Source organism: Paenibacillus sp. WLX1005 (assembly GCF_046603685.1).
Classification (GTDB): Bacteria; Bacillota; Bacilli; order Paenibacillales; family Paenibacillaceae; genus Saccharibacillus.
The window spans coordinates 527,440-538,933 of the sequence record NZ_CP176756.1; the positions used below are offsets into that span (position 1 = coordinate 527,440).

8 protein-coding genes are annotated in these 11,494 nt (G+C 45.9%); 6 read left to right on the forward strand and 2 right to left on the reverse strand.

The annotated features are described in order from the left end of the window. Positions 1 to 204 precede the first annotated feature (204 nt). Complete coding sequence (locus ACE3MZ_RS02190) at positions 205 to 1,521, forward strand: hypothetical protein (RefSeq protein WP_411344927.1); 1,317 nt, start codon at positions 205 to 207, stop codon at positions 1,519 to 1,521. A gap of 57 nt (positions 1,522 to 1,578) precedes the next feature. Here ACE3MZ_RS02190 and ACE3MZ_RS02195 read toward each other — a convergent pair whose 3' ends face one another. After that, the gene (locus tag ACE3MZ_RS02195) at positions 1,579 to 2,343 is read right to left on the reverse strand and encodes a tryptophan-rich sensory protein (RefSeq protein ID WP_411344928.1); all 765 of its coding nucleotides are present in this window, start codon (positions 2,341 to 2,343) and stop codon (positions 1,579 to 1,581) included. A gap of 427 nt (positions 2,344 to 2,770) precedes the next feature. Here ACE3MZ_RS02195 and ACE3MZ_RS02200 point away from each other — a divergent pair, with 427 nt between their 5' ends. The 5 genes from ACE3MZ_RS02200 (at position 2,771) to ACE3MZ_RS02220 (ending at position 10,159) form a co-directional block, all read left to right on the forward strand. Then, on the forward strand, positions 2,771 to 3,700 hold the full coding sequence (locus ACE3MZ_RS02200; RefSeq protein ID WP_411346668.1) for a carbohydrate ABC transporter permease: 930 nt from the start codon (positions 2,771 to 2,773) through the stop codon (positions 3,698 to 3,700). Continuing rightward, positions 3,700 to 4,536 (forward strand): carbohydrate ABC transporter permease, encoded by an 837-nt coding sequence (locus ACE3MZ_RS02205; RefSeq protein ID WP_411344929.1) that lies wholly within the window; start codon positions 3,700 to 3,702, stop codon positions 4,534 to 4,536. The genes ACE3MZ_RS02200 and ACE3MZ_RS02205 overlap by 1 nt, the downstream gene beginning before the upstream one ends. Before the next feature lie 60 nt (positions 4,537 to 4,596). Further along, a complete protein-coding gene (locus ACE3MZ_RS02210) occupies positions 4,597 to 5,871 on the forward strand; it encodes an ABC transporter substrate-binding protein (RefSeq protein ID WP_411344930.1) in 1,275 nt (424 codons plus the stop codon). Between the two features lie 455 nt (positions 5,872 to 6,326). After that, the gene (locus ACE3MZ_RS02215) at positions 6,327 to 8,771 is read left to right on the forward strand and encodes a TIM-barrel domain-containing protein (RefSeq protein ID WP_411344931.1); all 2,445 of its coding nucleotides are present in this window, start codon (positions 6,327 to 6,329) and stop codon (positions 8,769 to 8,771) included. 389 nt (positions 8,772 to 9,160) lie between these two features. Then, entirely contained in the window at positions 9,161 to 10,159 is a 999-nt protein-coding gene (locus ACE3MZ_RS02220; protein ID WP_411344932.1) for an ROK family protein, read from the forward strand. A gap of 216 nt (positions 10,160 to 10,375) precedes the next feature. Here ACE3MZ_RS02220 and ACE3MZ_RS02225 read toward each other — a convergent pair whose 3' ends face one another. Then, a complete protein-coding gene (locus ACE3MZ_RS02225) occupies positions 10,376 to 11,092 on the reverse strand; it encodes a copper homeostasis protein CutC (RefSeq protein ID WP_411344933.1) in 717 nt (238 codons plus the stop codon). Positions 11,093 to 11,494 lie beyond the last annotated feature (402 nt).

Sequence of the window (11,494 nt, forward strand, 5' to 3'; positions counted from 1 at the left end):
ATATGGAAAAATTGCTTTTTTATTTTCACCAATTTAATTGCTATAAACTATTATTACAAGGGATACGATATATTATAAAAAGTAATATTAGTAATATAATCCTCATAATTATATTTAATGTAATGTAATTATAAGGAAAATTATAAAAATAGTGTAGATTTATGTAGATAAAGATAATAATATGATGTAAAAGGAGGTAATAATATGTCGAATGAAGTCGCAAAAATGATCAAGTCGTTGCCGGAAGTAGAATTGAGTTATTGGAAAAATGTTCTAAGAGTGGATACAGATCGAATCAGGAATGCTCTTAAAAATCCAGAAAGTGGAGTTTTAGATCGCATGCTACAAAAAATAACAAAATCTAATGATGGAATTTTAGAACTTTTAAATGAAATATTTCTCTTCGAAGATGAAGTGAAAACTAGTGAGCAAATTAGGACAGAACTTGCATTAAAATATGCAGATGATAAACACTTAATTGTCTTACTACTATGCCAAGAGTTCTTGAAAAATAAACATCAATTTTCTAAAAATAGAATATACAGCAAGTTTCTTAAAGGGAAAACAGATGTTTTAGGTAGTTTTGAAAAAAAAGATTTATTTCGGTGTATTTTATTATTATCCTTAGATTGGAAAAAAATGATTTATTATATTTTATTTGATAGTCATGAGAAGGCAGCTATCAAACGTTATAAACTTGTACCTGACGAAAATGAAGGACGATTTGAGAAAGCCGAACAGATATTAAAAAGAGGAATCAATATTGAAACTTATTTAAAAGAAGAAGATATTGATAGTGTACTTGCAGCATTTGAAAAAAATGAAGGAAATGAAGGCGTTAGTAGGAGCTTAGAAGTTTTGAGCGAATCAGATTACATTACTTTATTCGTTCAGAGAAACTACAAACCTACTAACATACTTGAACAAAATACAACTATTTTTGGTGATGAGACTAAAGTTGTTATTATGATGTTTAATAGAAACGGTATGATTTTAAATCAACATTCTGTACAAAAAGATAGTACAAAATTGGCTGGTTTTTTAATGTCTAATGCTTATAAATTAAGATTAAGATACGTTGAAAGTAACGATGCTAATGCTAATGAAATAGGTAAATTTAAAAATGTTTTGGGCTTATTATTAGCAGATCAAGATGAATTTATTGATATAGTATCAGTAGAATATCGAAACTTTGAAGTGGTTGGACACCCTATTGTTAAAATAATCAAGACACATACTACACCTTTGTCAGAAACTATCGAAGATTTTAAAAATAGAGGTTTTGGCGTACTTAATAACCCTGATAATATTATTGCTATAAAGTTGAAGTTTAAAAGTAATGAGAACGATAAAGCCAATACGATAACACTAAGCCTTCGAGTTACAGAAGATGGTGTAGTGTTGTATTATTTTAATAATCGTTTGGGAAAAGCGAAAACGGAATACTTTCATATCTACATGCAGCAGGAATATGGAATCATAGTCATACCTGATGCCGCCAATCAAAAAGATGCTAAGTAGTAAATAAAAAAGCTAGAGTCTTATAGACTCTAGCTTTTTTATTTACGTTACATACTATCAATCCCTCGCCGTATTCCTCGCAAAGAAAATCCACAACGAGTACGCTGCCAGCAGCACGGCGATAATCATGCCTGTCCACCATACCGTCTGAATATCTGGATGCTTGAGCGCAATCGCTATATACGCCCATGTGAACACTAGCGGATAGATGCTATCCCGAAACCGATAACTGATCACGACCGCCAGTAGCGCGCCAACGATTAGTCCAATGACTGACCAGACAGTCGGTGCAATTCCGAAGCCTGACCATTGATTGCTCGACAACGTGATTCCAATGTTAAGAATGGTAGCGACCGATACCCAGCCCATGTAAATACTGTATGGTAATTTGACTAGCCAGATTTGTCCCATCGTCGGACGTACAATCCGGCGAATCTGCACATACGGCACGATCAATGTCACCAGCAACAGCAGAATGACCAGCACAGCAATCTCCAGTTGCAGCGTATGCCATAGCATCAGCCAGCCCATATTACAGAGCGAATTCAGAATCAGCCACGGGCCGATAATCTGTACCGATTCCCGGCTGTCTTCCTGATTGCGGAACTGGTAGATCAGGAAACCGATTAGTAGCAGATAGATGACCATCCAGATCGAAAAGGCATAACCCGACGGCGTAATTTGCAGCGGATATTGATCGGAAATCTCGCCAGTATCTCTACCGAACAGACGTAATGCGGATGCCATATAATTGACGACCAGCACACCGACGATACCCAGTACATTTAGCCAGCGATACATATTCAATTTTGTCAACATCATTGCCTCCTTAAATGGAAAAGATATCGTGCTTGTAGAGGACAGTACGCTATTTATATACCCGCTGCTTGCCATATCGCCTACAGAAAATTCGCACAAATTCCGCATAATTTTCTGGCACGGTGTGCATGCCCCTTGACCATCCTACTAATTCAATGTCCCAACCCAGAGTCTACGCCAATGATAGCGTTATCAAAAAATGAACAAATCGTGTCATCAAGCTTACAATCTTTGGGTATATAACAATATATTGCGAGTGAGGCGCGACATTCTTCTATGCGCGGCACCCGCGGTTGAGTGGTTTTGCTCAGCAAAACGCCTCGCCCATAACAATACGGAAAACCGCATTGTAGAGCAGGTGCTTGTGCCTGCGACTATCGGCAGTACATACGCACCCGCGCCAAATGATAATGGAAAAGGGGTTGGCATGATGAATGATACGAGGGTAGCGGCAGGAACACGCGGAGCGGCACGCACGTCCAGCCGCAAACGGCTAACGCAGTGGCTTCATCAGATTGTGTTTGTAGGCCCGGCTACATTTTTCTTTATTCTGATTGTGATTATTCCGTTCTTTCTCGGTCTGTATTACTCGTTCACCGACTGGAACGGCATCTCCAAAAACATCAACTGGATCGGTATCGAAAATTATACCCATATCCTCACCAAAGACCCTGACTTCCGCAACGCGTTCTGGTTTACCGTTCGGTTTACGGTAGTCGGGATTATCCTCACCAATCTGCTCGGATTCGCACTGGCATACATTCTGACCAAGCCGCTGCGGACGCGCAACATTATGCGGACGATCTTCTTTATGCCGAATATGATCGGCGGTCTGTTGCTCGGGTTTATCTGGCAGTTTATCTTCATCCGTGGGTTTGCTGCTGTGGGCGAAGCGACTGGGTTGAGCTTGTTTACCTTACCGTGGTTGGGTGATCGGGCGACGTCGTTCTGGGGCATTGTCATCGTGTTTGTATGGCAGACAGCCGGTTATTTGATGGTCATCTATATCTCCTCGCTGAACAATATTCCGAAGGACGTACTGGAATCAGCAGAGATCGACGGAGCGAATCGCTGGCAGATTATTCGTCATATTGTTGTACCGCTCGTTATGCCTGCGGTGACAATCTGTCTATTCCTAGCAATCTCATGGGCGTTCAAAATGTTCGACTTGAACCTTGCGCTCACCGGCGGTGGGCCATTCAAGGCAACCGAATCGGTAGCACTGGATATTTACAATGAAGCGTTTACCAATAACCGTCTCGGACTTGGTACAGCGAAGGCTGTGATCTTCTTCGTGATCGTTGCCATTATTACAAGTATTCAGGTACGTGCTACCAAGAGCAGGGAGGTTGAGATGTAATGGACGTACAAAGCAAATACAGCGCCCGTACATTGATTCTGGAGATCGTTGTTATTCTCGTGGGCTTGTTGTTCCTCGTACCGTTTTATTTTCTGGCGGTCAACTCGGTCAAATCGTTCGGCGATATTTTGTCTAATTCGGCAGCATGGCCGCAGCAGTTTGTATGGAGCAATTATAAGGATGCATGGACAGCGATCGACTTTCCATCCGCTTTTAAAAATTCATTGATCGTTACCGTATTCAGCAACATATTCCTCGTGCTGATCAGCTCGATGGCAGCGTACCAGATGGTGCGTCGCCCGACGAAATTCAATCAGATTTTGTATTTTGTATTCGTAGCGGCAATGGTTATTCCGTTTCAATCGATCATGTTGCCGCTGGTAGAGATGGCAAGCGCTTATCGTCTTAATAACAGCATGCTTGGTTTGGTCGTCAGCTATCTCGGATTTGGCGCACCGTTGTCCGTTTTCTTGTTCCATGGATTTGTGAAAAATGTACCGCTGGAGATTGAACAGGCTGCACGGGTGGATGGCTCCAATCGCTATGGCGTCTTTTTTCGCATCGTCTGTCCGCTAATGATGCCGATGTTCGTAACGGTCATCATTCTGAATACATTGTGGATCTGGAACGATTACCTGCTGCCTTCGCTGATGCTGTCTAGCCCGGAGCTGCGTACCATTCCGATTGCGACCTATAGCTTCTTCGGACAATACACGAAGCAGTGGGATCTGGCATTGCCTGCACTGGTGCTGGGTATTACGCCGATCATTATTTTCTTCCTGTTCCTGCAACGGTATATCATTCAGGGCATTACGGCAGGCTCGGTCAAAGGCTAAACATGGCAATGATGAAGAGGGCTTGAACAAACGGCATTTCAAAGACAGGAGGATCTGTGCATGAACAAGCTGTGGCTTACCTCCCTGATCCTGCTAATCAGTCTGTCCCTGATCATGGCGGGATGTTGCAATTCGGGGCAGAGCAGTACTTCGGCGAGTGGGAAAAAGGTGATCCGTATTTATCAAGGCAAGGTTGAGATCGCTGATGCCCTTGCCAAGTTGAAAGTGGAATACGAGAAGGAGCATCCTGATGTGGAGCTGCAAATTCAGTCCGTCGGTGGTGGTACCGATTATGCGGCTTCATTAAAAGCGAAGTTTGCGGCGGGCGATATTCCAGACATTTTCACCAATGGTGGAGATGAAGAATTGAATTTGTGGCAGGAGTATTTGGAAGACTTGTCTGATCAGCCGTGGGTGAAAAACATCGTCGACGGTGCCGCCGACCAGATTAGCAAGGACGGCAAGATTTACGGTCAGCCGAACGGTCTGGAAGGATACGGATTTATTTATAACAAGGATATTTTCAAAAAGGTAGGCATTACCGAAGTGCCGACTACGATTGACGAGCTGCGCGCGGCATGTGAGAAGCTGCAAGCGGCAGGCTATACGCCATTTTCCAATGGATTTCAGGAGTGGTGGGTGCTGGGCAATCACAATGTAACGATTCCATTTGCCCATCAGTCAGATCCGACACAATTCGTTGAGGATCTGGATAACGGAACCGCTCAGATTCCGGGCAATGAGAAATTCAACGAATGGCTCAATCTGCTTGATCTGATGGTGAAATACGGTAACGCGAATCCGCTGACGACCGACTATAATACGCAGGTGACGCTGTTTGCCAATGGCAAAGCTGCGATGATGCAGCAGGGGAACTGGACGCAAGTACAGATTGATGGTATTAAGCCGAATATGAATATCGGGCTGATGCCAATGCCGATCAATAACAATAAGGAAGAGAATGACCGTCTGTTTGTACGTGTGCCGAACAACTGGGTCATTTACAATCAATCGCCTGTGAAGCAGGAAGCAAAGGATTTCCTCAATTGGCTGGTGACTTCCGATACAGGCAAACGCTACATTACTGATGAATTCAAATTTGTACCAGCATTCAAAAATATCCCGACTACCGACAAGCAGCTCGGTCCGATCGGTGCGGATATTGTTCGTTACAACGATGCAGGCAAAATCTTGCCATGGATTTTCCCGAAATTCCCAATGGGATTGAGCAAAGATTATGCGAGTACGATGCAGCAGTATTTGGTTGGTGAGTTGAGCAAGGAAGATATGCTGCAACAGATGCAAGAGCAGTGGGTAAATCTGCAATTGCGTTGATGCGTTAGGTACGCATGTTCATCGAATGGACGTTCAACCTCTTACTTGTATAGTGGGACTTGTATAGCTTGGTACCCAAAAGAGTATCTGAAAAGATACTCTTTTTTACTTAAAGCGGCAGATTCACTGTTATGCTGAACGTACCTTTTGGAATAAAATTAACGGTGAACATTCATATCAATGAATACACTTCGTTCGTAAGCTCAATATGCCAGACAAAGCGTATAAATCAATATTGCGCAAACGTTAGCACAAATGATATGATGCAACATAATGAGCATAATTGTCTTCAATTAGCAGATTGAACAGGAGCTAGGTAGCTTAATATAAAAGTATAGATTGAGCAAACGCCAAACCCCATAGAATGTGCAGCTTCGCCGTGCGACAGCCCATGATGCAGCGATAACGATCAATCTGTTTCTCAGTTCACATTACCAGCCATGGAGGGAAAACCAATGATGGAAGATACAAGCGAAGCGATACACCCCGATAAAGCGGACGCCCCCGTCATACAAGAAGTGTGGAATACGTTTGGTCAGTTACGCGACTGGCGCGAATATGATGGCGCCTATCTGTGCCACGGTCAGAAGGCGGGAGCGGTGCTGGTGTTTTTCTCGCCGACGCAGTTTCGCTTCAAGGTGTTTGGTGAAGGGGTCATTGATCTGACCACGACGATTGCTGTGCTGCCATCTCAAGAAATCATCAAACCGGATGTAGAAGAAACAGAAGGTCATTTGAATTTTAGTACGGGTGAACTGATCGTTTCCTTAGATAAGCAAACGTTTGCACTAACGGTGTTTAACAAGGAAGGCGTGGAGGTGGCTCGTCAGGAAAGTGTGAGCTGGAGTCCGCGCGGAGCAACGAGTGCGCTGTTTAATATGGAAGAGGACTCGCACTTTTACGGTCTGGGCGAGAAGTCCAGTTTTCTCGATAAGCGTGGAGAGCGATATACGATGTGGAATACAGACGTTTACGCGCCGCATATGCCGGAGATTGAGGCGCTGTATCAATCGATTCCGCTGCTCATCCATACGCATAGTGGGCTGACGTATGGCATTTTCCTCGACAACCCGGGACGTTCGGAATTCGATATGCGCTCGCATGGTGTTGCGTATACGGTCGGCTGCATGACGGGAGCGTACGATATTTATTTCATTTATGGACCGGAGATCAAAGATATTATCAATCAATATACTGCATTGACCGGACGGATTACGTTGCCGCCGAAATGGGCGCTTGGTTATCATCAGTCCCGGTATAGCTATATGAATCAGGCGGAAGTGATGGATCTGGCGCACAAATTCCGCGACAAGCAGATTCCGTGCGATGTGATCTATCTGGATATTCATTATATGGATGAATACCGCGTATTCACGTTTGACCAGATTCGTTTCCCCAATCCAAAAGAAATGCTGGCAGAGCTGCGTGAGATGGGCATACGGATCGTGCCGATTGTCGATCCCGGCGTGAAAAAAGATCCTAAATATCGTATTTATCGTGAAGGTGTGCAGGAGGAACATTTCTGTCGTCATCTGGAAGGCGATATTTATTTTGGCGATGTATGGCCGGGTACGAGTGCGTTTCCTGACTTTACGGAGACGCGCACATCGCAATGGTGGGGCGATCTGCATGAATTTTATGCTTCGCTCGGGATCGACGGCATCTGGAATGATATGAACGAACCGGCGATTTTTAATGAGTTGAAAACGATGGACCCAGACGTGATGCATCTGAACGATGGCGATCCGGTTACACATGAGGAGATTCATAATCTGTACGGAATGCTGATGTCGCGTGCGACGTATGAAGGAATGAAGCGGCATATGAACGGGCGTCGTCCGTTCGTGCTAACGCGTGCCGGATATTCGGGCATCCAGCGGTATGCAGCGATCTGGACAGGCGATAACCGCAGCTTCTGGGAGCATATGGCGATGGCGATTCCGATGGTGCTGAATATGGGCTTGTCTGGATTGCCGTTTGCTGGACCGGACATTGGCGGCTTTGCTCATCATACGTCGGCACAATTGCTAGTACGCTGGACACAGATGGGAGTCTTTTTCCCGTATTGCCGTAACCATTCGGCGCTCGGTACGACGCGTCAGGAGCCGTGGGCATTTGGAGAACAGGTAGAGGAGATTCTGCGCGAGTACATTAGTCTGCGTTACCGCTGGATGCCGCATCTGTACAATTTGTTCTATGAAGCGTCCCAGACAGGTATGCCGATCATGCGCCCGTTGCTGCTTGAATATCCGAATGATCCGAAAGTGACGAATCTGTGCGATCAATTTCTGCTCGGACCGGATGTTATTATCGCGCCAGTATATCGCCCGGATACGGATTATCGTAGCGTTTATTTGCCGGAAGGTGTATGGCATGATTACTGGACAGGCGAGAAGCATGAAGGTGGACGTACGATTCTGGCGGATGCGCCGCTGGACGTGTTGCCGATGTATGTACGTGCCGGAGCGATTGTGGCGGAAGGGGCGCTGTATCAATATAGCGGCGATCATGATTCCGACGATGTGGTCACCTTCCATCTGTATGGTGCGGATACAAACCCGGACTTTGACGTTAAATATACATTGTATGAGGATGACGGCGAGACATTTGCTTATGAGAGTGGCAAAACGTCCAAGCTGTATATCCGTGCGCAAGGTCAGCAAGATTCGCTGCGCCTGATGATTCAATACATGGAAGACACGTATGTACCGAAACGTCAGCACCTGCGCTTCACTCTGCGTCAACCCGCGTTCAAGCCTTCTAGTGTAGAACAGCTCGAACGCATCTCGCTCGATGATCTGGCAGAAGGCAAAATCGGTTGGAGCATCGACGATAACAGCGGCGATATTCTCATTCAAATCGAAGATCGCAAGCTGGATGAACTCGTGCTGAAAGTGTAATATAGCGTCCAGTAAACGACACATTTATTCACGATGAGGATTCAGCCTGCATAGGCAGCAGTTCAGGAAAAACCGCTTTTTCGGAGGGATACCGAAAGGCGGTTTTTCCCCATTTCAAGCCGCGTAAGCGATTTAGCGTGCTGCGCACGGAGAAAAGGACGCGATACGCGGATTCTGGTGCTTATTTGTGCAGATGGTATAATCTTTTACAGATAAAATATCGATAAACATGGAGAACCCTACGGAATTACATAATCCTTTATACTCATGTCAGCGTTGGTCATCTGCAAACGCGAGGTGCAATCCCAAGTGATGATTGCTTCAGCCAAATATCTTACAGTAGTATTCGCGCAAGTACCTTACATGAACGATGATGGACGCTTTACAGTATGGCGAATCAAGCTGTATCTACTTATACAATCAATGCACTCATGGAGATGATGGATATGCAATCATACTGGATCGGAATCGATATTGGCGGTACAGGAATTAAAGGGGCACTCGTCAGCGACAGCGGACAAATGATCGAACGCATGGAGTTGCCCACTCAGGCGGAACAGGGCGCAGAACATGTACTAGGTCGAGTGCTGTATATCGCCAATGAATTGAAAAGCATCGTTTATGACCGAGTGAAGCAAAATATTATTACCGTTAAGGCAATCGGCATCGGTTCGGCGGGACGAATCGACCGCGAGAGTGGCATCGTCATCGACGCGACCGATAATCTACCTGGCTGGAAAGGTCTGCATCTGGCGGAGAAAGTATCGGAAATGACTGGTTTGCCGGTATTTACTGTGAACGATGCCCATGCGGCAGCGGCAGGCGAGGACTGGATCGGTTCAGCGGCAGATATTCATTCGTGGATTATGCTGACGATTGGAACTGGTGTTGGCGGTGCGCTGGTGCATTACGGAGAGATTATTTCTGGACAATATGGCGGTGCAGGCGAGCTGGGGCATATGATTCTCCATCCGGGCGGCGTACAGTGCAATTGCGGCAAAAAGGGCTGTGTGGAACAATATGTATCCGGCAAAGCGCTGAACCGATTGGCGTATCAGCATCAGCCGGGCTGGACATCGCGCGAACTGTTAAAGTACGCGCGCCGTGGCGATTGTAGCGCACGGTATATTCTCGATAACTGGCTAAACGATCTTGCCAGCACGATCATCAATCTGGATCAGATCTTCGATCCGCAGGCAATCGTGATCGGCGGCGGCATCATTGTTACACGTGAAACATGGTGGAAATTACTGAATCAGCGCATCGACGAATTGGGCGGTAGACCGGTGCGACTGGAACCGGCATTGCTCGGTAATCATGCCGGTATGATTGGCGCAGCGCGTATTGCGATGCAGCGTTACGCACTTCAGATGCGTGCGCAAGGCTAGAAAAAGATAGAGATCGAGCGAGAATAAAGAGAGAATAGATATACGGATACAATGGCAGCGTGTGTTCACTGTAACGTGTCCCTTCCAGCATGACGATTTCAACATCCCCTTCCGAATACACCAACAAGCCAATCATCTGCTTACGATGAATAGCTCGTGGTGGAACGGAAGGGGATGTTTGTGTTGTAGCGCGAAATGAAGAGCACTTGTTTACGATCAAAGTGGGGTATGGGCTTCATCCAGAATCTGTCGTGCTTGCCGAATGCGTTGTGGATCAAGCGGCAATGCAATATTTCCCTCGCACCGAACCGCACTGCCCAGATGCACTTCACGTACACGAGTACGACGGACAAAGTCACCCAGCGTATCCAGCGTCAGCCCTGCCCCGGCAAGCAGCGTAATATGATGCTGCTTTGCCAGTTGTTGCAAGGAAGACCATTCATCTGCCGCATCTAGCACTGACGAGTGTCCGCCAGACGTTAGAATGCGCGTAATCTGCGGATACTGACTCAACGTTATGATCGCCTCGCGAATGTCCGCCGCTTCATCGATGGCACGGTGAAATGTCACTTTGATGTCTGGCGCTGCTGACAGCAGGCGCGACAATACTTGCGTATCCACATGCTGTGCATCGTCCAGCACGCCCAGCACAAGCGCAGCCGCTCCCGTATTGGCGATCAATTGCGCATCGCGCAGCATGCTGTTGATCTCGCCGACTTCATAACGAAAATTACGGCTATGCGGACGCAGCATCACATGTACCGGAATAGAGACAGAGGAGACAACTTCTTGGATCATCCCAAGACTGGGCGTTAGCCCGCCTTCGGATTGGGCAGATATTAATTCAATCCGGTTGGCACCAGCGGCTTCGGCGATAATCGCATCTTCCGGGCTGGTAGCGATCACTTCAAGCAGAGGAGAATTGTGCAACATCAACTTCATCCTTTCCATTGGTTTACTATAGAAGATCGGTAGAACGAATAGTGCTCATCGGTCATACTCGTACAGGGTCTGGCGTTATTATAACCGATTTCCATATACCGTACTCTTTTCACGATGATTGCAATCCTTTCTGATTAGGATGAAGCTGATGACATATATTCAAAATAAGGCGCAACAGAAGAATAACGATAGGATGTCGGATATTGATTTTTACGCGCAAGAACGCGATTTGCACAGCTTTACAAATAAAGCAGGGATGGTATTTTTGCACAAGCAATCTTATAATAGATAAGATACCTGTTCTGGGCGTATTGTTCGTTCTATTGGGCAGGAAAAGGAACAGAGGACCGACAGCAGTCTGTGGATTACGAACAGGCGATGAAAGGGAAACCC